The organism is Starkeya nomas, assembly GCF_902703545.1.
GTDB lineage: Bacteria > Pseudomonadota > Alphaproteobacteria > Rhizobiales > Xanthobacteraceae > Ancylobacter > Ancylobacter moscoviensis.
This window is the reverse complement of sequence record NZ_CACSAS010000001.1, coordinates 1,307,428-1,331,574: the sequence shown is the minus strand read 5'-3', so window position 1 is coordinate 1,331,574 and position 24,147 is coordinate 1,307,428. Positions and strand designations below refer to the sequence as shown.

Annotated in this window: 25 protein-coding genes; 8 read left to right on the top strand and 17 right to left on the bottom strand. The window is 67.6% G+C overall.

What is annotated here, in order from left to right:
• From nusB to glyA, 6 genes are read right to left on the bottom strand one after another with little or no spacing between them, the layout of a single operon-like run.
• Nucleotides 1-480 (bottom strand): transcription antitermination factor NusB, encoded by a 480-nt coding sequence (gene nusB, locus STARVERO_RS06445; protein WP_144343567.1) that lies wholly within the window; start codon nt 478-480, stop codon nt 1-3.
• Entirely contained in the window at nt 477-983 is a 507-nt protein-coding gene (gene ribH, locus STARVERO_RS06440; RefSeq protein ID WP_159598284.1) for a 6,7-dimethyl-8-ribityllumazine synthase, read from the bottom strand. Before ribH ends, nusB begins: the two co-directional genes overlap by 4 nt.
• Nucleotides 984-1,028: 45 nt before the next feature.
• The gene (locus tag STARVERO_RS06435) at nt 1,029-1,619 is read right to left on the bottom strand and encodes a riboflavin synthase (RefSeq protein WP_159598283.1); all 591 of its coding nucleotides are present in this window, start codon (nt 1,617-1,619) and stop codon (nt 1,029-1,031) included.
• Entirely contained in the window at nt 1,619-2,731 is a 1,113-nt protein-coding gene (ribD, locus tag STARVERO_RS06430; protein WP_159598282.1) for a bifunctional diaminohydroxyphosphoribosylaminopyrimidine deaminase/5-amino-6-(5-phosphoribosylamino)uracil reductase RibD, read from the bottom strand. The genes STARVERO_RS06435 and ribD overlap by 1 nt, the downstream gene beginning before the upstream one ends.
• A 42-nt stretch (nt 2,732-2,773) precedes the next feature.
• The gene (nrdR, locus tag STARVERO_RS06425; protein ID WP_144343571.1) at nt 2,774-3,298 is read right to left on the bottom strand and encodes a transcriptional regulator NrdR; all 525 of its coding nucleotides are present in this window, start codon (nt 3,296-3,298) and stop codon (nt 2,774-2,776) included.
• A gap of 8 nt (nt 3,299-3,306) precedes the next feature.
• Nucleotides 3,307-4,614, bottom strand: a complete 1,308-nt coding sequence (glyA, locus tag STARVERO_RS06420) for a serine hydroxymethyltransferase (protein WP_144343572.1) — start codon at nt 4,612-4,614, stop codon at nt 3,307-3,309.
• A gap of 245 nt (nt 4,615-4,859) precedes the next feature.
• Between glyA and STARVERO_RS06415 the strand changes: the two genes are divergently transcribed.
• A complete protein-coding gene (locus STARVERO_RS06415) occupies nt 4,860-5,888 on the top strand; it encodes a histone deacetylase family protein (protein WP_159598281.1) in 1,029 nt (342 codons plus the stop codon).
• A gap of 6 nt (nt 5,889-5,894) precedes the next feature.
• Here the strand turns inward: STARVERO_RS06415 and STARVERO_RS06410 are convergent, their stop codons facing one another.
• The 4 genes from STARVERO_RS06410 to STARVERO_RS06395 all read right to left on the bottom strand — a co-directional run bounded on the left by STARVERO_RS06410 (nt 5,895) and on the right by STARVERO_RS06395 (nt 9,329).
• Entirely contained in the window at nt 5,895-7,040 is a 1,146-nt protein-coding gene (locus STARVERO_RS06410; protein ID WP_159598280.1) for a GGDEF domain-containing protein, read from the bottom strand.
• Nucleotides 7,041-7,139: 99 nt separating this feature from the next.
• A complete protein-coding gene (gene ldtR, locus STARVERO_RS06405) occupies nt 7,140-7,676 on the bottom strand; it encodes a transcriptional regulator LdtR (RefSeq protein WP_244616880.1) in 537 nt (178 codons plus the stop codon).
• Between the two features lie 134 nt (nt 7,677-7,810).
• Nucleotides 7,811-8,242 (bottom strand): DUF6163 family protein, encoded by a 432-nt coding sequence (locus tag STARVERO_RS06400; protein WP_144343575.1) that lies wholly within the window; start codon nt 8,240-8,242, stop codon nt 7,811-7,813.
• A gap of 25 nt (nt 8,243-8,267) precedes the next feature.
• A complete protein-coding gene (locus STARVERO_RS06395) occupies nt 8,268-9,329 on the bottom strand; it encodes an enoyl-CoA hydratase/isomerase family protein (protein WP_159598279.1) in 1,062 nt (353 codons plus the stop codon).
• Nucleotides 9,330-9,565: 236 nt separating this feature from the next.
• Here STARVERO_RS06395 and hemB point away from each other — a divergent pair, with 236 nt between their 5' ends.
• From hemB to STARVERO_RS06365, 6 genes are all read left to right on the top strand, one after another.
• The gene (gene hemB, locus STARVERO_RS06390) at nt 9,566-10,627 is read left to right on the top strand and encodes a porphobilinogen synthase (RefSeq protein WP_159598278.1); all 1,062 of its coding nucleotides are present in this window, start codon (nt 9,566-9,568) and stop codon (nt 10,625-10,627) included.
• 19 nt (nt 10,628-10,646) lie between these two features.
• The gene (locus STARVERO_RS06385; RefSeq protein ID WP_159598277.1) at nt 10,647-11,987 is read left to right on the top strand and encodes a branched-chain amino acid ABC transporter permease; all 1,341 of its coding nucleotides are present in this window, start codon (nt 10,647-10,649) and stop codon (nt 11,985-11,987) included.
• Nucleotides 11,988-11,995: 8 nt separating this feature from the next.
• Nucleotides 11,996-13,222 (top strand): threonine ammonia-lyase, encoded by a 1,227-nt coding sequence (locus STARVERO_RS06380; RefSeq protein ID WP_159598276.1) that lies wholly within the window; start codon nt 11,996-11,998, stop codon nt 13,220-13,222.
• A gap of 82 nt (nt 13,223-13,304) precedes the next feature.
• The gene (locus STARVERO_RS06375; protein WP_144343580.1) at nt 13,305-13,820 is read left to right on the top strand and encodes an RDD family protein; all 516 of its coding nucleotides are present in this window, start codon (nt 13,305-13,307) and stop codon (nt 13,818-13,820) included.
• A gap of 86 nt (nt 13,821-13,906) precedes the next feature.
• Complete coding sequence (locus STARVERO_RS06370; protein WP_144343581.1) at nt 13,907-14,656, top strand: arginyltransferase; 750 nt, start codon at nt 13,907-13,909, stop codon at nt 14,654-14,656.
• Between the two features lie 106 nt (nt 14,657-14,762).
• Nucleotides 14,763-16,778, top strand: a complete 2,016-nt coding sequence (locus tag STARVERO_RS06365; protein ID WP_159598275.1) for a PhoX family protein — start codon at nt 14,763-14,765, stop codon at nt 16,776-16,778.
• A gap of 120 nt (nt 16,779-16,898) precedes the next feature.
• Here the strand turns inward: STARVERO_RS06365 and parC are convergent, their stop codons facing one another.
• Nucleotides 16,899-19,133 (bottom strand): DNA topoisomerase IV subunit A, encoded by a 2,235-nt coding sequence (gene parC, locus STARVERO_RS06360; protein WP_144343583.1) that lies wholly within the window; start codon nt 19,131-19,133, stop codon nt 16,899-16,901.
• Nucleotides 19,134-19,403: 270 nt separating this feature from the next.
• On the opposite strand from parC, the gene STARVERO_RS06355 reads away from it, so the two are divergent.
• Nucleotides 19,404-19,712 carry a hypothetical protein gene (locus tag STARVERO_RS06355; protein ID WP_159598274.1) on the top strand — a complete coding sequence of 103 codons (309 nt, stop codon included), beginning with the start codon at nt 19,404-19,406 and terminating at the stop codon, nt 19,710-19,712.
• Here STARVERO_RS06355 and recO read toward each other — a convergent pair.
• The 6 genes from recO to STARVERO_RS06325 all read right to left on the bottom strand — a co-directional run bounded on the left by recO (nt 19,705) and on the right by STARVERO_RS06325 (nt 24,143).
• The gene (gene recO, locus STARVERO_RS06350) at nt 19,705-20,436 is read right to left on the bottom strand and encodes a DNA repair protein RecO (protein ID WP_144343585.1); all 732 of its coding nucleotides are present in this window, start codon (nt 20,434-20,436) and stop codon (nt 19,705-19,707) included. The genes STARVERO_RS06355 and recO overlap by 8 nt on opposite strands.
• 7 nt (nt 20,437-20,443) lie before the next feature.
• Nucleotides 20,444-21,358: a GTPase Era gene (gene era, locus STARVERO_RS06345; RefSeq protein WP_144343586.1), complete on the bottom strand. Its 915-nt coding sequence runs from the start codon at nt 21,356-21,358 to the stop codon at nt 20,444-20,446.
• The gene (gene rnc / locus STARVERO_RS06340) at nt 21,355-22,074 is read right to left on the bottom strand and encodes a ribonuclease III (RefSeq protein WP_144343587.1); all 720 of its coding nucleotides are present in this window, start codon (nt 22,072-22,074) and stop codon (nt 21,355-21,357) included. The genes era and rnc overlap by 4 nt, the downstream gene beginning before the upstream one ends.
• Nucleotides 22,071-22,826, bottom strand: a complete 756-nt coding sequence (gene lepB, locus STARVERO_RS06335; protein ID WP_159598273.1) for a signal peptidase I — start codon at nt 22,824-22,826, stop codon at nt 22,071-22,073. The genes rnc and lepB overlap by 4 nt, the downstream gene beginning before the upstream one ends.
• 122 nt (nt 22,827-22,948) lie before the next feature.
• Nucleotides 22,949-23,359, bottom strand: coding sequence for a holo-ACP synthase (gene acpS / locus STARVERO_RS06330; protein ID WP_159598272.1), 411 nt, complete (start codon nt 23,357-23,359; stop codon nt 22,949-22,951).
• Between the two features lie 7 nt (nt 23,360-23,366).
• On the bottom strand, nt 23,367-24,143 hold the full coding sequence (locus tag STARVERO_RS06325) for a pyridoxine 5'-phosphate synthase (protein ID WP_159598271.1): 777 nt from the start codon (nt 24,141-24,143) through the stop codon (nt 23,367-23,369).
• Nucleotides 24,144-24,147: the final 4 nt, after the last annotated feature.

The window sequence follows — 24,147 nt, the reverse complement described above, 5'->3', positions numbered from 1 at the left end:
CTAGCCGGTGAATTCGGCCGGCCGCTTCTCACGCGCCAGCCCGTCCAGCACGGCGTTGACCATGCCGGTTTCCTCGCGGTCGAGGAAGGCGGCGGCCACGTTCACATATTCCGCCACGACGACGCGGGCGGGAATATCGGAGCGTTCGGTTAGTTCATAGGCGCCCGCGCGCAGCACGGCGCGCAACACCGCCTCGATGCGCTTGAGGGGCCAGCCCTTCACCAGCGCCGCGTCGAGCACCGGATCGATGGCGCGCTGCTCGCGCACCACGCCGCCGACGATGTCGCGGAACAGATTGAGGTCGGCAGCCGCGATCTCGTCGCCCTCGATCTCCTGCCCGATCCAATGGCTCTCGAACTGGGCGAGGATTTCCGATAGCGGCGTCCCAGCCAGATCCATCTGGTAGAGCGCCTGGACGGCGTTGAGCCGTGCCGCGCTCTTGCGCAGCGGCTTGTGATTGACGGGTTTGGCGCTCGTCATGATGCCTCACCCACGCGCCGTTTGAGGCGCAGCAGGGCGAAAGCCGCCTCGACCGTGCCGCCGCCCTTGTTGCCTTCCGACACGCGGGCGCGGGCCCAGGCCTGCTCGTCGTTCTCGACGGTGAGGATACCGTTGCCGAGCGGCAGCTTGCGGGCGACCGCGAGATCCATGAGCGCGCGCGAGGATTCTCCCGCGACGATCTCGAAATGATAGGTCTCGCCCCGCACCACGCAGCCCAGCGCGACGGCCGCGTCATAGGGGGTGCCGGCGGCGGCGGCGGCGTCAAGCGCAATGGCGATGGCGGTCGGAATCTCCAGCGCGCCGGGCATGGAGATCACGTCCGCCGTGGCGCCGGCAGCGGCGACCGCTTGCCGGGCGCCCGCCAGAAGCTCGTCGGCGATATCGTCATAGAAGCGCGCCTCGACAATGAGGACGCGCGCGCCGGTCAGCGGCACGGCGGCAGCGGCATCATCGGATGCACGCGGCGGGCGGGGGCTCGCCATGGAAGGAACCTCATGAACTCTGCTCGGGCCGACGACGTACAGCCGTCAACGGAACTCCGCAAGACGCGCAGCATAACGGGCCATCATGTCGACTTCGATATTGACAAGACCGCCCGCGCGGACGTCGCCCCATGTCGTATGGGTGAGCGTGTGGGGGATGAGAAGGCAGGAGAAGCGTGTGCCGTCGACATCGTTGACGGTAAGCGAGGTGCCGTCGAGCGTCACCGAGCCCTTCACGGCGATGAAGGGAGCCAGCGCTTCCGGCGCCTCGAAGGTGAAGCGGGTCGTTTCGCCGAGATCCTCGCGCTCGACGACGCGGGCGATGCCGTCGACATGTCCCTGCACGATGTGCCCGCCGAGCTCGTCGCCGATCTTCAGCGCGCGCTCGAGGTTGAGCCGGCGGCCTTCGGTCCAGCCGCTCGCCGTGGTCACGGCCAGCGTCTCGGGCGCGGCCTCGACCTCGAAGGCATCGGGCTGCGTCGCCACCACGGTGAGGCACACGCCGGAGCAGGCGATGGAGGCGCCGAGCTCGATGGTCGCGGTGTCGTAGCGGGTGGCGATGGTCAGCCGCCGCACGTCGTTGCGGGGCTCCACGGCGCGCAGGGTGCCGATGTCGGTGACGATGCCGGTGAACATTAACGACGCCTCATGATGCGCAGGCGATCCTCGCCATGCCGCTCGCTTTCACAGACCGTCAGATAGTCATCGAGGGCGGAAAGCGGCAGGCCCTCCAGCGCATCGAGCGCCTCGTCGCCAAGCCGTACCGGCGCCTCGAAGACGTTGGCCTCGTCGACCAGCCGCTCGCGCAGGAAGGCCGCCGCGATGCGTGGGCCAGCCTCCACCATGACACGGGTGATACCGCGCAGCGCCAGCAGCTTCAGCGTCTCGTTGAGGTCGAGCTCGCCATCGGGACGGCGGCGCACGCGCATCACTTCGATGCCCATCGCCACCAGCATGGCCTCGGGCGCGTCCGGCGCGTCCTCCGCCGCGACGACCCAGAGCGGGGCGACGGAGAGGCTGCGGGCGAGCGCGCTGGTCGGAGGCAGGCGGAGCGACGCATCGAGCACGATGCGCAGCGGCGAGCGGTCCTGCATGCCGGGCAGACGGCAGGTCAGCAGAGGATCATCGGCGAGCACGGTGCCGATGCCGGTGAGCACCGCGTCATGCAGCGAGCGCATCATGTGCACCCGCCCGCGCGCCACCTCGCCCGTGATCGCCGCGGGACGCCGGCCGGCCAGCCCGACCTTGCCGTCCGCCGACACGGCGAGCTTGAGCATGATGTGCGGCCGCCCCTCGGTGACGCGGCGGATGTGGCCGGCATGGGCGACGCGCGCCTCGGCCGCGCCGACGCCGACTTCCACCTCGATGCCCGCCTCGCGCAGGATGGAGAAGCCGCGCCCGGCGACGCGGAAATCCGGGTCCTCGATGGCCGCCACCACGCGGGATATCCCCGCCGCGCGCACCGCGTCGACACAGGGCGGCGTGCCGCCGTGATGGGAGCACGGCTCCAGCGTCACGTAGAGGGTTGCGCCGCGCGCGCCCTCCCCGGCCTGTTCCAGAGCCTGAGGCTCGGCGTGCGGGCGCCCGCCCTTCGCGGTCCAGCCGCGGCCGAGCACGACGGGGCCTTGCGGCGTCTCGCGCACGACGAGCGCGCCAACGGCGGGGTTCGGCCAGGTGTGGCCCATTTCCCGACGGCCGGCGCTCAGCGCGGCGGCCATCAGGGCTTCGTCATAAGAGGTCTTGGTCATGGCAGGAACATGCCGTTCCGGCAGGAGGCGTGGGGAGCGGCATCAATCATCGAGCCCTGCACCGCCGGCGCGGCGGACGGGTCTCAGATCGTCATCATCGGAGAGGCCATCGGAAGGCCGGGTCTCGAGCTCGCCGAGAACGGCCTCGAAATCCTTGGCCTCGCGGAAATTGCGGTAGACCGAGGCGAAGCGGACATAGGCGATGTCGTCGAGCTGCTTGAGGCTTTCCATCACCCGCTCGCCGATCATCTCGGAGGTGATCTCGCTCTCGCCCATGCTTTCCAGCCGCCGGACGAGGCCGGAGACGAGGCGCTCGACCCGCTCGGGATCGACGGGGCGCTTGCGCAGCGCCACCTCGATCGAGCGGGCGAGCTTGTCGCGGTCGAAGGGAACGCGGCGACCGGAGCGCTTGAGGACGGTCAGCTCACGCAGCTGCACGCGCTCGAAGGTGGTGAAGCGGCCGCCGCAATCCGGGCAGATGCGGCGGCGGCGTATGGCGGCGCTGTCCTCGGTGGGACGGGAGTCCTTGACCTGGGTGTCGAGGCTTCCGCAGTAGGGACAGCGCATCGTGGGCCTCAGCTATAGATCGGGAAGCGGGCGAGAAGCTCGGCGACCTTGCCGCGCACCGCCGCCTCGACGAGGCTATCCTCGTCCGTGCCCTTCTGCGAGAGCACGTCGAGAACTTCCGCTATCATATCGCCGATCTGCTGGAATTCCGCGACACCGAAGCCGCGGGTGGTGCCCGCCGGCGTGCCGAGGCGCACGCCCGACGTCACCATCGGCTTCTCGGGATCGAACGGGATGCCGTTCTTGTTGCAGGTGATGTGGGCCCGGCCGAGCGCGATCTCGGAGACCTTGCCGGTCAGCTTCTTCGGCCGCAGGTCGACCAGCATCAGGTGCGTGTCGGTGCCGCCCGAGACGATCTCGAAGCCGTGGCCCTTGAGATTTTCCGCAAGCGCCTTCGCGTTTTCGACGACGTTCTTCGCGTAGACCTTGAACTCCGGCTGCAACGCCTCGCCGAAGGCCACGGCCTTCGCCGCGATGACGTGCATCAGCGGGCCACCCTGGATGCCGGGGAAGATGGCGGAGTTGAACTTCTTCGCCAGATCCTCGTCATTGGTCAGGATCATGCCGCCGCGCGGGCCGCGCAGGGTCTTGTGGGTCGTGGTGGTGGTCACATGCGCATGCGGCACCGGATTGGGGTGCGCGCCGCCCGCGACGAGGCCGGCGAAGTGCGCCATGTCGACCATCAGATACGCACCGACCGAATCGGCGATGGCGCGCATCTTCGCGAAGTCGATGTGACGCGGATAGGCCGAGCCGCCGGCGACGATCACCTTCGGCTTGTGCTCGTCGGCGAGCTTGGCGACCTCTTCATAGTCGATGCGCTGGTCGTCGCGGCGCACGCTGTAAGGCACCGGCTTGAACCACTTGCCCGACAGGCTCACCGGCGCACCGTGGGTCAGATGACCGCCGGCGGCGAGGTTGAGGCCGAGGAAGGTGTCGCCCGGCTGCATGAGGGCGAAGAACACGGCGGTGTTCGCCTGCGCGCCCGAATGGGGCTGCACATTGGCGAAACCGGCACCGAAGAGCTTTTTGGCGCGGTCGATGGCGAGCTGCTCGGCCACGTCCACGAACTGGCAGCCACCGTAGTAGCGACGACCCGGATAGCCCTCGGCGTACTTGTTCGTCAGCACCGAACCCTGCGCCTCAAGAACGGCGCGCGAGACGATGTTCTCCGAAGCGATCAGCTCGATCTCGTCGCGCTGGCGACCGAGTTCGGCGGTGATCGCGCCGGCGAGCTCCGGATCGGTCTCGGCAAGCGACGCCGAGAAGAAGCGGCTGATGGTGTTGCTGGAAGAAGCGTGAGCTTCGGACGACATAGACCGGCCTCCCTGGGCGGTGGCGATGCCTCCCGGCCGACCTCGTGCCGGCCGCGAAATCGAGGCGGGTCGCTTAGCACAGCACCCGGAACGTTTCAAAGCACGCCTGCCGCAGAAGCGCCTTGCATCCACGCGGCAGCTCGCGCCGAACCGTGCGACACGGGGTGGCCAGCGGATGGCATTCCCCACTGGCGTTGCTTATCGTTGGGCTCCCTGCCCCGCGACCGTTTCCGGACGCTTTGACCATGAAGATCATCCATTCGCCGCGACATCTCGGCCATGCCGGCCATGTCGAACTCACGCACGGCCGGATCGTGCCGGCCTTCGAGAAGCCCGAGCGAGTCGCGATGATCATGAAGGCGCTCGGCGAGCGCCGGCTCGGGCTGTTCGTCGAGCCGACCGCGCACGGCCTCGACCCGGTTCGACGGGTGCACGACACGGCCTATGTGCGTTTTCTTGCCACGGCCTGGGAGTTGTGGACCGCGAGCGGGCGCGACAATCCGGCGCTGCCGAGCTTCTGGCGGGCGCCCGGCATGCGCGACATCGAGCCGGACTACGTTGACGGCAAGTTCGGCTTCTTCTCCTTCGACGGCGGCTGCTGCATCGTTCCGGGCACCTGGGACGCCGTGCAGGCCGGCGCCGACCTCGCGCTCACCGGCGCCGATCTGATCTCGGCCGGCGAGCGGATGGCCTTCGCCCTCTGCCGCCCGCCCGGCCATCACGCCCAGCAGGCGACGATGGGCGGCTACTGCTTCGTCAACAATGCCGCCGTCGCGGCGCAGGGCCTGCGCGACCGGGGCGCTGCGCGGGTGGCCGTCCTCGACGTGGACTATCACCACGGCAACGGCACGCAGTCGATCTTCTACGACCGCGCCGACGTGCTCGTGTGCAACATCCACTCCGATCCGCGACAGGCCTATCCGTATTTCCTGGGCTATGCGGACGAAACCGGCGCCGGGGCCGGCGAGGGTTTCAACGCCAATTATCCGCTTCCCAAAGGCACCGACTACGCGGCGTGGAGCGCGGCGCTGGAAGCGGCCTGCGCACGCCTCGAAGCCTATGCGCCGGACGCGCTGGTCGTCTCGCTGGGCGTCGACACCTTCAAGGGCGATCCCATCTCGGCCTTCCAGCTCGACAGCCCGGATTATCTCAGGATCGGCGCGCGGATCGCCCGGCTGGGAATGCCGACGCTGTTCGTGATGGAGGGCGGCTATGCCGTCGATGCCATCGGCACCAACGTGGCCAACACGCTGGAAGGTTTCCTGCAGGGCTGAACCGGCTCAGCCCTCGACGCGGTTCCGCCCGCCGCGCTTGGCGCGATAGAGCATATCGTCCGCGCGCTCCATCACTTCGTCCAGCGGCTCGTTGGGCCCTGCCTCCGCCACGCCGAAGCTGGCGGTAAGCGTCGCACCGGCAAGGGCACCGATGTGCAGCTCCGCAATCCGCGCCCGCAGCCTCTCGGCCAGCAGGCGCGCGTCCTCATGGCCGCTTTGGGGAAGCAGGATCACGAATTCCTCGCCGCCGATGCGGCCTGCAATGTCCTCGCGCCGCAGTTCCTCGGCGATCAGCCGGCCGACGGCGCGGATCACCTCGTCACCGGCGGCGTGGCCGTGGCCGTCATTGATCGATTTGAAGCGGTCGATATCGCAGAAGATCACGCTCGCAGGTGCCCCGTGCAGACGCACGAGGCGCCGGTCGGCCTCCTCCTCGAAGCCCCGGCGGTTGAGCAGGGGCGTGAGGCTGTCGCCGTTCCGCTCCCGCCGCAGGTCGTCGAAAATGTCCAGCGCCACGGCCAGCAGGAAGGTGAGGCAGAGCAGCAGCGCCAGGATGACCAGCGCGAAACCAAGCGCTGAATAGAACAGCGAGCGGCCGAAATTCTCCGGCGTGATCATGCCCGCCGGCACGTCGACCCGCATCGTCATCACCGTGCGCGGCAGGAAATGCAGCCCGGTGAGCAGCACGACCCAGAACAGCACCCGGTCGATGGGCTTCCAGACCGGCGCCGCGAGAAGACGCAGCGCGGCGAAGCACAGCATCGCCCCCGCGCCGAGATTCTGCACGTAGATGCGGGTCGAGAGGCTGTCGTCGACGTAGAAGAAATAGGCGACCAGCGACAGGATGACCGCCGAGATGCCGAGGAGCCAGCGGCGGTTTCCGACCACGCCGACGCGCGTCAGCATGGCATCGACGAACAGGCTGAGGGCGAGCTGGTAGAGCACCGCCGACGTCATCGTATTGAGGCCGATCCGGGGCATGGCCGGGATCGTCATCTGGGCCGTGACCGCGAGCGCATACGACGCCGACGCACCGGCCATCATGAGGATGTACGGCCGATTGCGCTGGTTGAGCCAGAGCACGACGAACACCGTCGCGAAGACGAGGCCGATGGCCGGGTTCAGCAGGATGAATAGACGCAGCGGAGTCACGATCGCGGCTCTGATGGACAGCGGGAGCGCCCTGCATGCCGCTGTATCAGATTGCTGCGCCGCAGACGAACGCCGAGTCGTGCCGCAGGCGAGGCAGCGCTAGAGGCGGTACAGGATCTGGTCGGTCCAGAAGCGCTCCAGCCGGTTCAGCGCCTTGTTGAGCATCTGGAACTCGCCCGGGCCGATGCCGCCGATCTGTTCGATCGTGGCGATGTGCTTGAGATGCAGCCCCTCGACCACGGCGCGCACTTCCTCGCCCTTCTCGGTGAGCTTGATGCGCACGGCGCGGCGATCGATGCGCGAGCGGCGGTGATCGAGATAGCCCATCTCGACCAGCTTCTTGAGATTGTAGGAGACGTTGGCGCCGAGATAGTAGCCGCGCGTGCGCAGCTCGCCGGCCGTGAGCTCGGAATCGCCGATGTTGAACAGCAACAGCGCCTGCACCGCGTTCACGTCGTCGCGGCCGCGCCGGTCGAACTCGTCCTTCACCACGTCGAGCAGGCGCCGGTGCAGCCGCTCGACCAGCGTGACGGCCTCGCGATAGAGCGGGCGCAGTTCGTCCCGCCGGACGTCGTCCGCGCGGGTTTCCTCGGCATCGGTGAACGGAACGACGTTGGCCGCCTGACCTGCTCGCATCATCACACCCCGGTGTCTTTCTGGGGATTGGCTCCCTCTGATCAAGAACCGGAGTGTGGGATCGCGCCGCTAAGATCGGTTTAAGCGAAAGGCTGAATCCTTCGTCACCGCAATGCGTTAACGAAAGGTTACGATCAGCCTTCGCTCTCTCGCGTCGCCTTGTAGGTGAGGAAGGCATAGGCCGCGACCAGCACCGTCTCCAGCGCGGCGACGAACATCAGCCGGCCGACGCCTTCCGGCGCGGAGGCGTTGATGAGGATCTGCACCATCGCCGTCACCAGCCAGAGCACGACGCCCCACGACGCGCCGAGCCAGAGCCCGACCGCCGCGACGGGATTCATGATCGCCGCCCAGATGACCGCCGACTGCGCCGCCAGCGAGAGCATCTCGAAGCGGCTGGTATCGCCATCCCATACGCCGCAGATCAGCGTCCAGCTATAGACGGTCTTCAGCATGAGGAAGCCCGCCAGCCCGCGCAGATAGACGAGCACGCGCCATTGCCAGGGCGGCATCTGCGCGCCGGCGGGGCCAAGCGTGGCGTCGATGGGGTCGTAGGGCGAGCTCATGCCGCTTCCATACTCCAAAACGCGCTCAGGCAAGCAGCAAATCGTCGGGAAGCGGCGCGTCGAACATGGCGGCGATGGCGGCCGGATCGACATCCTCCAGCCGGGAGGGGCGCCAGACCGGCTTCTGGTCCTTGTCGATCAGCAGGGCGCGCACGCCTTCATAGAAGTCGTGCTGGTCGAGCAGATGGGTGACGAGCCGGAACTCCAGCTTGAAGCAGCCGGCAAGGTCGGTGCCGGGGCCGCGCTGCATCTGCTGGAAGGCGATGTGCACGCTGGTGGGCGAGGCGCGGCGAAGGGTGTCGCGCTGGGCGCGTGCGAATTCGGCGACCGGCCCCTCGCCCTCCCCGACCTTCTCCAGCGCGATCAGGATCGCCTCCACCGAGCCGCCCGCGAAGATGCGGTCGATGTGCGAGTAGAGCGCCTGCAGGGCTGGAGGCGGCGGGGCGACGGCGAAGCGGGACAGTGTGCCGTCCATCGCCTCGCCCGCCGCGAGGACCTCGACGAGCTCCGGCCAGCGGACGGTCGGGATGTGATGGGTGTAAAGCCCGAGCGCCATGGCATCGGGCATGCCGATGCGCGCGCCGGTCATCGCGAGCCAGGTGCCGCTCCAGCCGGGAAGGCGCGGCAGCATGAAGGTGCCGCCGACATCCGGGAACAGGCCGATGGCGACTTCCGGCATGGCGAAGCCGAGATTCTCGCCGGCGACGCGGTAACGCCCGTGGCCGGACATGCCGAAGCCGCCGCCGAAGCACAAGCCGTCGACCAGCGAGACGAAGGGCTTGGGATAGCGGGCGATGAGGTAATCGAGCCTGTACTCATCCCGCCAGTAGTCGCGCGCTTCTTCCTTGCGTCCGGCGCGGCCGAGGGTCGCCATCGCCCGCACGTCGCCGCCGACGCAGAAGGCGCGGTCATGCGCCGAGCGCAGCACCACGTGGGCAACCCGATTGTCGCCGCTCCACGCATCAAGCTGGGCGAGCATGGCACGTGCCATGGGATGGTCGAGCGCGTTCAGCGCCCGTGGGCGGTCGAGCGTGACGATGCCGGCCGCGCCGCGCACCTCGAACCTGATGCCGATATCTGTCGTCACGTCGCCGGCCTCGCTTCGGTTTCCCCATCGCCACTTAAGCTGTTCGGCACGCCGGGAAAAGCCAGCCGTCCGGCTAGGGGGTAACGGGGCGCGTCAACATGCCCTGCGACGTGTTGACGGGCTTATACGCAATCGCCCGGCTGAACAGGTCGCGCTTCGTCTCATATGAAGCTATAAGCATTCGAAACTGCCGCTTCGAGGTCCGAGCGACCCAACCAGCCTTTGCGAGCATGTCCATGACCATTCCCTTCGCCCGTCCGCGCCCTGTCTATCCCGAGCCCGCTGGCCGGCCGGACGTGTCGTCGAAGCTCGATCTGGTGCAGCGCCCCCGGCGCAACCGGAAGTCGGAATGGGCGCGCCAACTCATGCGGGAGAACACGCTCACCGTCGCGGATCTGATCTGGCCGATCTTCGTGATGGACGGCGATGGCGAGCGCACCCCGGTCGGCTCGATGCCGGGCGTGGAGCGGCTCACCGTGGACGAGGCGGTGCGCGAGGCGGAGCGGGCCGCGAATCTCGGCATTCCCGCCCTCGCTCTCTTCCCCTACACCGATCCGACTCTGCGGACGGTCGACGGACGCGAGGCGCTCAACCGCGACAACCTTGTCTGCCGGGCCCTGCGCGCCATCAAGTCCGCCGTGCCGCAGATCGGCCTCATCACCGACGTCGCGCTCGATCCCTATACGAGCCACGGCCATGACGGGCTGCTCGACGCGGATGGGCGCATCCTCAACGACGAAACGGTCGCCGTGCTGGTCGAGCAGGCGCTGGTGCAGGCCGATGCCGGTGCCGATGTGATCGCGCCGTCCGACATGATGGACGGGCGGGTCGGCGCCATCCGCCGGGCGCTCGATGCCACCGGCCATCTCGACGCGCAGATCCTCGCCTACAGCGCCAAATACGCATCGGCCTTCTATGGCCCGTTCCGCGACGCGGTCGGCTCGTCCGGCTGCCTCAAGGGCGACAAGCGCACCTACCAGATGGACCCCGCCAACGGTATCGAGGCGCTACGTGAAGCCGCGCTCGACATCGAGGAGGGCGCGGACATGCTGATGGTGAAGCCCGGCCTGCCCTATCTCGACATCGTCTACCGGCTGAAGGAGAGTTTCGGCTTGCCGACCTTCGCCTATCAGGTGTCCGGCGAATACGCGATGATCGAAGCGGCCGCGCGCAATGGCTGGCTCGACGGCGAAAAGGCGATGATGGAGAGCCTGATGGCCTTCAAGCGGGCCGGCGCCGACGGTGTGCTGACCTATTTCGCGCCCCGCGTCGCCGAGAAGCTCGCCCGCGAGGCCTGAGCGCCTCGCGGCACCCGCCATGCCGGTTCCCATCGCCCGAACCGGCTCCGTTGCTCGTCTCGCGCTTTTCCTCGGCCTGCTGCTCCTGCCGGGCTGCGGCTCCATCATCGACGCCGATCAGGCGCGCATCTGCCGCGCGGTCGCGCCGCTGTTGCACGACGACGAGACCACGATCGCCGAGAGCTCGCTCAATCCGGTGGCCGGCTCCGCCACGGGGCTCCGGTTGAGCTATCGGGCGCGAGGCCCGCTGGGCAGCGGTCCGCACTGGCTGATCTGCAGCTTCGCGTCGCAGACCGGGGCCGGGCGGTTCGATCTCGTGGCCGTCGATACCGATCGAGGCCCAGTGGGGGGCATCAAGCTCCACATCCTCAAGCGCTGGGGCCTTTCGGATGTTGCCGAAGCGAGCCGCCCTGCCCTGTTCGCCCTCGGCAAGCGTGAGGCCTACTGGCTCCAGCAAGCTCTGGGCGGCGTCCTGATGGCCGGCGTCTACGGGCTCATCGCTACGGGATTTGCGCTGGTCCACGGCCTCTACGGACGCATCAACCTCGCCTTTGGCGAAATCGCGGTCGCGGGCGGCATCTACATGCTCATCGCCGTCGGGGTGGCGGGCGTCCACGCCCGGCTCGGTCCGGGAACGCTGGCCCTTGCGCTCATCTTCGGCGTGGCGGCGGCAGCGCTGCTGAGCTGGATTGTCGGGCGGGCGGTATTCGCACCCATCGCGAGACGAACCCGCTCCCCGCAGCCGGTGCTGATCGCCACCATCGCCGTCGCCATCACGCTGTCGGAGGCTTTCCGCATCACTTCCGGCAGCCGCGAGAACTGGCTGCCGGCCCTGCTCAACCGGCCGATCTACATCGCCGGACAGGACGGTTTCGTCGCTACGACGACCCCGGCGCAGTTCCTCGCCACGGGGCTCGCGCTGACGGGCGTGTCCACTCTGCTCGGCCTCATCGCCTTCTCACCCTATGGACGCAACTGGCGCGCCTACGCGCAGGACCCGCTCATGACAGTGCTGCTCGGCGTGCGGGTGCCGCTTCTGGTCGGTGCGACTTTCGCGCTCGCCGGCGCCTGCGCCGGGCTGGCAGGCGCGGCGATGGTGATCGCCTACGGTACGATTTCGCCCGGCGATGGACTGGCGATTACGCTCAAAGCCTTGATTTCGGCAATTATTGGCGGCATTGGCTCGGTGCCGGGCGCTTTTCTCGGCGCCGCCCTTGTCGCCGGCGTCGAAATCGTGTGGTCCTCGGCCTTCGACATCGCGTATCGCGACGTGGTGATCTATTCCCTCCTGGCGGCTTTCCTTGTGTTGCGGCCGGGTGGGCTCCTCAATCGTGCGGCAGCTTCGCCGCGAGAATTCTGAGTGGTTCGATGACTTTGCCCGTCTCTCCCGCCGACGTCGCCGCCGCACGCAAGGTGCTGGACGGCGCGGTGCTGCGCACGCCCACGCTGCCGGCGCCGCGCCTTTCGGCGATTACGGGCGCCCATGTCTTCGTCAAATACGAAAACCTCCAGGTCACGGCGAGCTTCAAGGAGCGCGGCGCGCTAGTGAAGCTCTCCAGCCTGACCCCGGAGGAGCGGGCCGCCGGCGTCGTCGCCATGTCGGCCGGCAACCATGCCCAGGCGGTCGCCTATCACGCGGCCCGGCTCGGCATCCGCGCCACCATCGTCATGCCCAAGCACACGCCGATCGTGAAGGTCGCCGCGACCGAGGCGCACGGCGCCCGCGTGGTGCTGCACGGCGAGTCGGTGGGCGACGCCAGCGAGGAAGCCGACCGCATCGCCCGCGAGGAAAACCTTGTCTGGGTCCACCCTTATGACGACGCCCATGTCATCGCCGGCCAGGGTTCCATCGCCGCCGAAATGCTGGAGGACGCCCCCGATCTCGACGCGCTGCTGGTGCCGGTCGGCGGCGGCGGGCTCATCTCCGGAATGGCGGTCGCCGCCCGCCATCTGCGGCCGGACATCGAGATCGTCGGCGTCGAGACGCGCCTCTACCCGTCGATGTGGAACGCGCTGCATCAGCAGGGCCTGCCCTGCGAGGGCGCGACGCTGGCGGAAGGCATCGCGGTGAAGCAGGCGGGCACGCTGACCCGCGAGATCGTCTCCGCCCTCGTCTCCGACGTGGTGCTGGTGAGCGAGCCGACCATCGAGCGGGCGGTCAACCTGTTCCTGACCCAGCAGAAGACGCTGGCCGAGGGCGCCGGCGCGGCGGGCCTCGCGGCGCTGCTCGCCGAGCCCGACCGCTATCGCGGGCGCAAGGTCGGCCTGGTGGTCTCGGGCGGCAACATTGACCCGCGCATCGTCGCCTCGATCATGATGCGCGAGCTGGAGCGCGAGGAACGCATCGTCTCCTTCCGTTTCTCCATGCTCGACCGCCCCGGCGAACTCGGCATCATCGCCAGCCTGCTCGGCAGCCTCGGAGCCAACATTCTCGAGGTCGAGCACAAGCGCCACTTCCTCGACGTCCATGCCAAGGGCGCCCGTCTCGACGTAACGGTCGAAACCCGCGATCGTACCCATGCCGACGCGGTCTACCGGGCGCTGATCGAGAACGGCATGGATGTCGAGCGCATCGACTGGCGCAGCGGCAACTGACGTCCCGATGGCCGTCGTGGAGCGCGGCGGGGCTTGTTCCGGCCACGCTCCACCACCACCTGAGGCTCGCAAGGAGACCGGCATGTCCGACGCGCAATATTATGGCGAGCCCAAGCCCTACGCCTTCAGTCCGGTGTCCGAGCCGGAGTACTTCGAGGGCGTGCTGTTCCGCCGCTTCGTGGCCTTCCTGATCGATGCGCTGATCATCTGCGTGCCGATCGGACTGGCGGCGCTGCTGATCTTCGTCCTCGGCTTCGTCACCTTCGGCGTGGGCTGGTTCCTGTTCGGCCTGCTGAGTCCCGGCTTCGTGGTGTGGGGGCTGGTCTATACCGGCCTCACTCTCGGCGGCCCGCACTCGGCGACGATCGGCATGCGCACCATGGGCATCGAGATGCGGCTCTGGTACGGCGCGCCGATGTATCCGCTGCTCGCCGTGGTCAGTGTCGTGCTGTTCTGGGTGTCGACGAGCGTGCTGACGCCGCTGGTCGCCATCGTCGGCCTGTTCAACAGCCGTCGCCGGCTGCTCCACGACCTGATCATCGGCACCGTCGTCACCAACACCGAGGAGCGGGCGGCATCCCTGCGCCGCTACCGTTGACACGAAAGCGCGAACGGGAACAAAAGGGGCTTTGACGTCCGGGCCGGCTCGCGCGATCCTTGGCGCAGCCGCTACGTGAAGCACCCGTGACAGAGCACCCGCGCGATACACCGCAGTTCTACCTCACCGCACCGTCGCCCTGCCCCTATCTGCCGGGGCGCTCGGAGCGAAAGGTCTTCACGCATCTCGTGGGCGAGCGGGCGACCCAGCTCAACGACGTGCTGACCCATGGTGGCTTCCGCCGCAGCCAGTCGATTGCCTATCGTCCCGCCTGCGAACAGTGCCGGGCCTGTGTCTCGGTTCGGGTATGCGTCGACGATTTCCACGAGACCCGCAGCTTCCGCCGCGTGCGGCAGGCTAATGAGGACCTCATAGGCGATATCCGCGCCGCCGTGCCGACGGCCGAGCAGTACTCGCTGTTCCGCGCCTATCTCGACAGCCGCCACAGCGACGGCGGCATGGCCGACATGACCGTGCTCGATTACGCGATGATGGTGGAGGACAGCCACGTCCGCACCCGTCTCATCGAATATCGCCGGCGGGGCCCGGCCACCGCCGTCAACGGGCGCGGCCAGGGGGCGCTCCACGCCGTGGCGCTGACCGACGTGCTCGCCGACGGATTGTCGATGGTCTACTCGTTCTACGATCCCGACGAGGCGGCGCGCTCGCTCGGCACCTTCATGATCCTCGACCATGTGACCAAGGCCAGAGCGATGGGCCTGCCCTATGTCTATCTCGGCTACTGGGTCGAGGGATCGGACAAGATGGACTACAAGCGTCGCTTCCTGCCGCAGGAACGGCTCGCCCCGGCCGGCTGGATACGCGCCGACGAATAGGCAGCGGCCGGCGATGGCATGGGGTGTCATGACCCTGTGATCGGACAGGCCTAGCAAGTTGGAAGACCTCTAATCCAGAGATTTCCAGACTTGCCGGAGCCCTGCCATGACCGACGATACGCTCGATCCCGTCCCCGAGTCGCCGTTCCGCACCAGCCGGCTCGAAGAAGCCGAAGGTGACGGCAGCAACCCGACCGTCAACCCGACGATGGGCGAGCTGATCTCGATCCGCTTCTCGCGGCGTGGTCTGCTGAAAGGCTCGCTCGCCGTCTCCGCCATCGCCTCGACCGTCGGTCCGATGGCGCTTCTCTCCGCCGAGAAGGCCCAGGCGGCGAACAATTCCGCTAGCAGCGGCTCGGCGTTCAGCTTCGTCGAGGTGGAAGCCGGCGTCGACGAGACCCACCACGTCGCCGATGGTTATGACGCCGACGTGCTGCTGCGCTGGGGCGACGGGCTGTTCCCCGATTCGCCGGCCTTCGACCCGAAGAACCAGAGCGCCGAAGCCCAGCGTCGCCAGTTCGGCTACAACAACGACTATGTGGGCTTCATCCCGCTCGACGGCTCGTCCGAGCACGGGCTGCTGGTGGTGAACCACGAATACACCAACGAGCACCTGATGTTCCCCGGCATCGTCAGCATCGCCGAAGGTAAGCTGAAGGTGGCGCCGGCCGATCTGAGCCGCGTCGACATCGAGATGGCGGCCCATGGCGGCACCATCGTCGAGATCCGCAAGGTCGACGGCAAGTGGCAGCCGGTGCGCGAGGGCAAGCTGAACCGTCGCATCACCTCCACCACGCCGATGCAGCTTTCGGGCCCCGTCGCCGGCCATGACCGCGTGAAGACCAAGGACGACCCGACCGGCAAGCAGGTGCTCGGCACGCTCAACAACTGCGCCGGCGGCGTGACGCCCTGGGGCACCTATGTGATGGCCGAGGAGAACTTCCACGGCTACTTCCTCGGCCAGCTGCCGGAAGGCCACCCCGAAGCCGCCAACTACAAGCGCTACGGCGTGCCGGAAGGCACCTATGAGTGGGGCAATTTCTACGACCGCTTCGACCTCTCGAAAGAGTCGAACGAGCCGAACCGCTTCGGCTGGATCGTCGAGGTGGACGTGAACGACCCCAATTCGGTGCCGAAGAAGCGCACCGCGCTTGGTCGTTTCAAGCATGAGGGCGCCGAGTCGATCGTGGCCAGGGATGGCCGCGTGGTCTTCTATCTCGGCGACGACGAGCGCTTCGACTACGTCTACAAGTTCATCACATCAGGCACGTTCAACCCGAACGACCGCGCGGCGAACATGGACCTGCTCGATTCCGGGACGCTCTACGTCGCCAAGTTCGAGGCCGACGGCACGCTGAACTGGCTGCCGGTGGTCTTCGGCGAAGGTCCGCTGACCGCCGCCAACGGCTTCAACAGCCAGGCCGACGTGCTGATCGAGACCCGCCGCGCCGCCGACCTGCTCGGCGCCACCAAGATGGACCGTCCCGAGGACATCCAGCCGAATGGCGTGAACGGCAAGGTCTACGTCATGCTGACCAACAATACGAAGCGCAAGGACGAGCAGATCGACGCCGCCAACCCGCGCGCCAAGAACGCCTTCGGCCACATCATCGAGATCGCCGAGACCGATGGCGATTTCGCCGCCACCAAGGGCAGGTGGGAAGTGCTGCTGAAGTGCGGCGATCCTTCCGTTGCGGCGGTCGGCGCCTCCTTCTCCACCGACACCACCCGAAACGGCTGGTTCGGCATGCCGGACAACTGCGCGGTCGATTCCGCCGGCCGCCTCTGGGTGGCGACGGACGGCAACAACCCGAAGGATACCGGTCGTACGGACGGGCTCTGGGCGGTCGATGTGGACGGCGAGGCGCGCGCTACCTCCAAGCTGTTCTTCCGCGTGCCGGTCGGCGCCGAGATGTGTGGTCCGCTGTTCACACCGGACGACCGCACCGCCTTCGTCGCCGTCCAGCATCCGGGCGACGGCGGCACTGACTGGGCGCCGTTCGGGCGGCCCTCCTATTACGAGGACCTGTCGACCCGCTGGCCGGACTTCAGGAACGACATACCGGTGCGCCCGGCGGTCGTCGTGATCACCAAGAAGGATGGCGGCAAGATCGGCGTCTGACGGCGCCGGCAGCCGACCAGCCTGAAAGGATGCCGGTCGACCCGCATGGGCCGGCCGGGTGTTGCGTCCCCCGCCGGACCGAAGACAACCTGGCCGCCGGCCTTACGCCGGCGGCCTTTTTCATGCGAATTTGTTGTTGCGGGGGAAGCCCTTGGGCGGCAGGCGGCCGGCCCCGGCGCGCTCGCCGCGCCATTCGGTGAGATCCGTCACCGTCCAGGTGCGGCCGGAAGTGTCGGTCCAAGTCAGCCCATCGGCCGCGGCGAACACCTTCACATCGCTCATCGCGCCGTCCTTGTAGCGCTGCAGCCGCACGCCGCGCCCGCGCGCCATCTCCGGGATCTGCGACAGCGGGAAGACGAGGAGCTTGCGGTTCTCGCCGATGACCGCGACGCTGTCGCCGACCGCCGGCACCACCGTGGCGGCGTCCTGCCCATCGACGCCGAGCACCTGCTTGCCCTTGCGGGTATTGGCGAGGCAATCGTCCTCGGCGACGACGAAGCCCCTGCCCTCCTTCGCCGCGACCAGCAGCTTACGCCCGCCCTGATAGGGCAGCACGTCGACGATGTCGGCCTCCTGCTCGAGGTCGATCGACAGGCGCAGCGGCTCGCCATGGCCGCGCCCACCCGGCAGCTTGGAGGCGTCGAGCGTGTAGAAGCGGCCGTTGGTGGCGAAGACCAGAAGCTTCGAGGTGGTCTCGGCGAAGAAGCTGATCTTCAGCTTGTCGTCGCCCTTGAAGGCCAGTGTCGAGAGATCCGCGACATGGCCCTTCAGCGCCCGCACCCAGCCCTTTTCCGACACCACGACCGTCACCGGCTCGCGCTCCACCAGCGCCTCGATCACCGCGTCGGCGTCATGGGCGGCCGCCTCGCCGAAGCCGGTGCGCCGGCGGCCGAGCGGGGTGTCGGGCGCGAACATCTTGCGGGTCTCGCCCAGCTCCCAGGCGACGGTCTTCCACTGCTTGGCTTCGGAGGCCAACAGCTTCTCGATGCCGTCCTTCTCCTTGGTGAGGGCGTCGTGCTCCTTGCGGATCTCGAATTCCTCGAGCTTGCGCAGCGAGCGCAGGCGCATGTTGAGGATTGCCTCGGCCTGCACGTCGGTAAGCTCGAAACGCGCCATCAGCGCCGGCTTCGGCTCGTCCTCCTCGCGGATGATGCGGATCACCTCGTCGAGGTTGAGATAGGCGATGAGGTAGCCGCCCAGCACTTCCAGCCGGTGCTCGATCTGCGCCAGGCGATAGCGCGAACGGCGCAGCAGTACCTCGCGGCGATGGTCGACCCATTCGCGCAAGGCTTCCAGCAGGCTGACGACCTTCGGCACCTGCCCGCCGACCAGCACGTTCATGTTCAGCGGGAAGCGCGTTTCCAGCTCGGTGAGCCGAAACAGGCTTTCCATCAGTAGCTCGGCGTCGACATTTCTCGCGCGCGGTTCGAGCACCAGCCGCACATCCTCGGCGCTCTCGTCGCGCACGTCGGCGAGCAGCGGCAGCTTCTTCTCGTTGAGGAGGTCGGCGATCTTCTCGACGAGGCGCGACTTGGGCACGCCGTAGGGAATCTCGGTGACGACGACTACATAGGTGCCGCGCCCGGTCTCTTCCTTGTGCCAGCGCGCGCGCAGGCGGAAGCCGCCGCGGCCAGTGGCATAAGCATCCGCCATCGAGGCTGGTGACTCGATGATGACCCCGCCGGTCGGGAAGTCCGGCCCCTTCACGAATTTCAGCAGGTCGTCGGTGGTCGCCTGCGGGTTCTCGATGATGTGCAGGCTGGCGTCGATCAGCTCAGCCGCGTTGTGCGGCGGGATCGAGGTCGCCATGCCCACCGCGATGCCGGTGGAACCGTTGGCGAGCAGGTTCGGGAAGGCGCCGGGCATGACGACCGGCTCTTCGGTCGTGCCGTCATAGTTGGGGCGGAAGTCGACGGCGTCCTCGTCGATACCGTCGAGGATGAGCCGCGCCACATCGGTCAAGCGGGCCTCAGTGTAGCGCTCGGCGGCGGCGTTATCGCCATCGATATTGCCGAAATTCCCCTGCCCGTCGACCAGCGGATAGCGCTGGGAAAAATCCTGCGCGAGGCGGACCATGGCGTCGTAGATCGCCATGTTGCCGTGCGGATGGAACGAGCCCATCACGTCGCCGACGATCTTCGCGCTCTTGCGGAAGCCGCCGCCCGGATCGAGGCGCAGGAGGCGCATGCCATAGAGGATGCGCCGGTGCACCGGCTTCAGCCCGTCACGGGCATCCGGCAGGGCGCGATGCATGATGGTCGAGAGCGCATAGGCGAGGTAGCGCTCCTCGAGCGCCGCCTTCAGGCCGATCGGTTCGATCGTGCCGTCATCGGTCGGAATCGGTGGCTCTCCCATGTCCTCTGGCTACATCGAAGCGATGCCGGGAACAAGACGCGAACGCGCAAGGCGGCGCCGTTGTCCGCGCACGATTTGCATGGCGCCACATTTCAAAGCCCGATCCCAAGGACAGCAGGAGCGCCAGAGGCGCGAATGAAAACCACGCTCCGCTTCCCTCGGCATTCGTTCGGCATGAAATGAAACAATTTCCAATTTAAAAATAAATTCTAGGCAGAGTGCCGGACTCACGCTAGGGTTGCTGCACGACTATTCGGGGGAACAGTCGCAGTGAGAAAGACGCCTGTCTTCGGACTGGCCGTCGCGCTTGCCGGATGGTCGATCCTTCCGGCAAGCGCCCAACGGCCGACCTATCAATATCTCGGCCTGCGCGAGCAGGTGATTCAGGAACCACGGGAGCCGCAGGTCTCCACCGGCTGGATGAACGTCTGCCGCGAACGCCCTATCATCCGGCAGGACTGGCGGGGGCAGCCGGTCCAGGTCCAGGTTCCCATGTGCAACATGGTGTGGGTCGGCAAACGCTACTTCCACAACGGGAACTATTACGCCGACCCGAATTTCATGACGCCGCTCAACTAGCGTCCAGCCGGTGCAATGCGGCGATCAGCGCCGCGCGGGAATCCGGCAGGGCCGTGCCACGCGGCTCAAACACGCGCCGGGCGAGGAAGTGGCCGGTCAGTTCCAGCGCCGCTTCGACATCGTGCCGCGACGGGGGCTCGGCGACCTCCCCGATGAGGAAATAGGGCAGTTCGAAGAGCTGCGTGCGCCACGGCTCGCCGGCATCGCGGCTGACCGCCCGCCCCGATTTCGGGGAGACATAGAGCAGGTCGTTGCGCCCGCCGGTTGCAGCGCAGCGATCGAGATCGAGCCCGAAGCCGAGTTCCGACAGCATCATCAGTTCCAGCCGGGCGATCAGCATGCCGGTGAGGCGCGGTTCGTCGAGATGCTCGACCACGGCGACCAGCGTTTCATGCAGTCCGGGATGCGGGTCGCGCTCCGGCAGCATGCGCACGAGGCTGCCGACATGGCTCAGCGCGAAGGCGGAATGGGCATAAGCCATCAACCGCCCCGCACGCGGCGCGACGACTTCCAGAGCGAAGGTGCCGAGATGCTCGTCAAGCCGCGCCCGCCAGACGACCCGCACGCCGTTGCCGGGCTGCAGGGCGGCTGCCTGCCGGCGCGAGCTCCCCCCGCGCACGAGGCCGAGATGCCGCCCGTGCGCGGCCGTCATCAGCTCGACGATGGCATTGGCCTCGCCGTGACGGCGCAGGCCCAGAATGATGCCCTCGTCGGACCACTCCATGGCGGCCTCAGTCGGATTGCGGGAAGTCGAGCCCCATCTCGCGGTAGCGTTCGGGGTCGTCGGCCCAGTTTTCGCGTACCTTCACGAAGAGGAATAGGTGCACCGGCGCCTCGACGATCTCGGTCAGCTCCTTGCGGGCGGCCATGGAGATCGCCTTGATGGTCTCTCCGCCCTTGCCGAGCACGATCTTCCGCTGGCTTTCGCGCTCGACGAAGATGGTCTGCTCGATGCGCACCGAGCCATCCTTGCGCTCCTGCCAGCTATCGGTCTCGACTGTCGAGCGGTAGGGCAGCTCCTCATGCAGGCGATGGAACAGCTTCTCGCGGGTGATCTCCGCCGCCAGCGAGCGCATGGGCGCATCGGAAATCTGGTCTTCCGGATAGAGCCAGGGACCGAGCGGCAGTGTCTGCGCCAGCCATTCGCGCAGCTCCTTGAGGCCGTCGCCGTTCTGCGCGGAGACCATGAACAGGCGGTCGAAGCTGATGAGCTCGGCCACCTTGGCGGCCAGCTCCAAGAGGCTGTCGCGCTTCACCAGGTCAATCTTGTTGAGCAGGATCGCCCGCGGCCGCTTCACGTCGGCGAGCCCCTTGATGATGGCTTCGACATCCTCGGTCAGGCCGGCACGCGCGTCGATGAGCAGCACGACGGCATCGGCATCACCGGCCCCGCTCCAGGCGGAGCGGACCATGGCTTTCTCCAGCCGGCGCTTGGGGGCGAAAATGCCAGGCGTGTCGACGAGGATGATCTGCGTCGTGCCTTCGAGCGCGATGCCGCGCACCAGCGAGCGCGTGGTCTGCACCTTGTGCGAGACGATCGACACCTTGGTGCCGACCAGCGCGTTGGTGAGCGTCGACTTGCCCGCGTTCGGCGCCCCGATCAGGGCAACGAAGCCGCAGCGCGTCTCTTCGGTGGTTTCGTTCATGAAGTAACCCGTTCGAGGAACGCCGCGGCGGCGGTCTTCTGTGCATTCTGCTTGGAGGTGCCGGTCGCCTCGACAGGCTCGTAGCCGGGCACCTCGACGGCAATTCGGAACTCGGGATTATGGTCGGGTCCCGAGCGATCGACCAGCCGGTAGTGTGGCGGCGGCAGTCCCCGCCCCTGCGCCCATTCCTGCAGCGCCGTCTTCGGATCGCGGGCCGAGCTTCCCGGAGTCGCCAGCCGTGGCCGCCAGAACCGTTCGATCAGCGCTTCCGCCGCCGGAAAGCCGGCATCGAGATAGACCGCCGCCAGCACCGCCTCGGCGACATCGGCGAGAATGGTGGAGCGATCGCGCCCGCCGGAACGCTCCTCGCCGGCGCCGAGGCGAAGATGCGGGCCCAGCCCCATCGCGCGGGCTACCTCGGCGCAGGCGTCCTCGCAGACGAGATCCGCCAGCCGCCGCGAGAGTTCGCCCTCCTCCGCATGCGGATAGGCGCGGTAGAGCATGTCGGAAACCACCAGCCCCAGCACGTGGTCGCCGAGAAACTCCAGCCGCTGGTAGGACCGCACGCGAGCGCGCGAGCCCTGAACCTCCGTCACGGAGCTGATATGGGTCAGTGCGAGACGCAGATGCGCGCGATCCGCGAAGCTGTGCCCGAGAGCCTCTTCGAGCGCGTCGAGGCCGATGTCGTCGGCGGGCCGCGCCTTGCTGCGCGTCATCGCACGAAGGAGAAGATGCGGTCCCAGCGCACCGTCCAGGGCCACTTCCAGAACTGCCAGGCGGCGTCGCCTTCCTTCACCGAGAAGAAGATGACCTGCGCCCGGCCGATGAGGTTCTCATAGGGCACGTAGCCGACCTGGCTGAGCACGCGGCTGTCGGTGGAGTTGTCGCGGTTGTCGCCCATCATGAAATAGTGGTTGGCCGGCACCTTGTAGACCGGGGTGTTGTCGTAGAAGCCGTTGTCCACGAGATCGAGCGTGTAGTAGCTCACGCCGTTCGGCAGGGTCTCGGTCCAGCGCTTCACGCGCTCGACACGCCCGCCGCCCTCGTCGTCCATCCAGTAGCCGGCATCCTCGCGCTTCACCGGTTGGCCGTTGATGTGCAGCACGCCGCCGATCATCTGAATCTCGTCGCCGGGCAGGCCAATCACTCGCTTGATGTAGTCGGTGCTCTCGTCGCGCGGCAGCTTGAACACCACCACGTCGCCGCGGTTCGGCGTCGAGCCGAGGATGCGCCCGTCGAAGAGCGGCGGCGAGAAGGGCAGCGAGAAGCGCGAATAGCCATAGCTGAACTTCGACACGAACAGATAGTCGCCGACGAGCAGCGTCTCCTTCATCGAGCCGGACGGGATGTTGAACGGCTGGAACAGGAAGGTGCGGATCAAGATGGCGATCAGGAACGCCTGGATGATCACCTTGACGGTCTCGCCGAGGCCGCCTTCCTTCTTCTTCGGTTCGGTCGTCGAAGTCATGTCGCCTTCCGGTGCGCTCGCGGCGCGGCATGCGCCGCGCAAGGCGGCCGTGCGGCTCCTATAACCGCTTGGCGAGGTCGCGGCAACGCGCGCCGCTCACGATCGCACGAGGTGACAGTACGTCAGCCACCGTCTTTTTTCGGTACGGCGCTGATGATGACGAAGGCCTGGGCCAGCGGACCGTCATCAGTGATGGTGAGGTCGATGCGCGCCTCGAAGCCTTCCGGCGTGATGGCGTCGAGCCGCGCCTTCGCCCCGCCGGTCAGTGCCATGGTCGGCCTGCCGGACGGCAGGTTGACCACGCCCATGTCCTTCCAGAACACGCCTTGCGCGAGCCCGGTGCCAAGCGCCTTGGCGCAGGCCTCCTTGGCGGCGAAGCGCTTGGCGTAGCTTTCGACGCGCCGGGCCCGCCGGTCGGATTTTGCGCGCTCGATCGGCGTGAAGACACGGTCGAGGAAGCGCTCGCCATGGCGCTCCAGCACCTCGGCGACGCGCCGGGCGTCGGTGATGTCGGAGCCGATGCCGATGATCACGAGCGCCTCACGCCGCCTGCGGCGCGCCGAGACGCGCCCGCCCGCGCGCCATCGCCTCGCGCATGTGCCGGATCGATTCCTCGAGCCCAGCGAAGATCGCCTCGCCGATGAGGAAGTGCCCGATGTTCAGTTCGCGCACGGAGGCGAGAGCGGCGATCGTCTCAGCCGTGGCGTAATCGAGGCCGTGGCCGGCGTGGATCTCCAGCCCGAGCTCGCTGCCCTGTACGGCCGCGCGCCGCAGACGGGTGAACTCGGATTCCGCTGCGCTCGCTTCGCCGGCGGTGAGGAAGTCGCACCAAGCTCCGGTATGAAGCTCGACGACCGCCGCGCCGATATCCGCCGCACGGGCAATCTGATCCTCGTCGGGGGCAACGAAGAGCGAGACGCGGATACCCGCATGGCCGAGCTTCTCGACCTTGCGGGCGAGGTCGATGCCGCCGCCCAGCACGTCGAGGCCGCCCTCGGTGGTGCGTTCCTCGCGCCGCTCCGGCACGAGGCAGCAGGCATGCGGCTTCAGTTCCAGCGCCAGAGCGACCATCTCGTCAGTCGCCGCCATCTCGAAATTCAGCGGAACGGTCAGCACCTCGCGCAGGCGGCGCATGTCGGCATCGCGGATATGGCGACGATCCTCGCGCAGATGCGCGGTGATGCCGTCGGCGCCGGCCGCGCAGGCGAGCTGGGCCGCGCGCACCGGATCGGGCAGCGCACCGCCGCGCGCGTTGCGCACGGTCGCGACGTGATCGACGTTCACTCCGAGACGGATCGGCGGGACGATACGGGTCATGGCG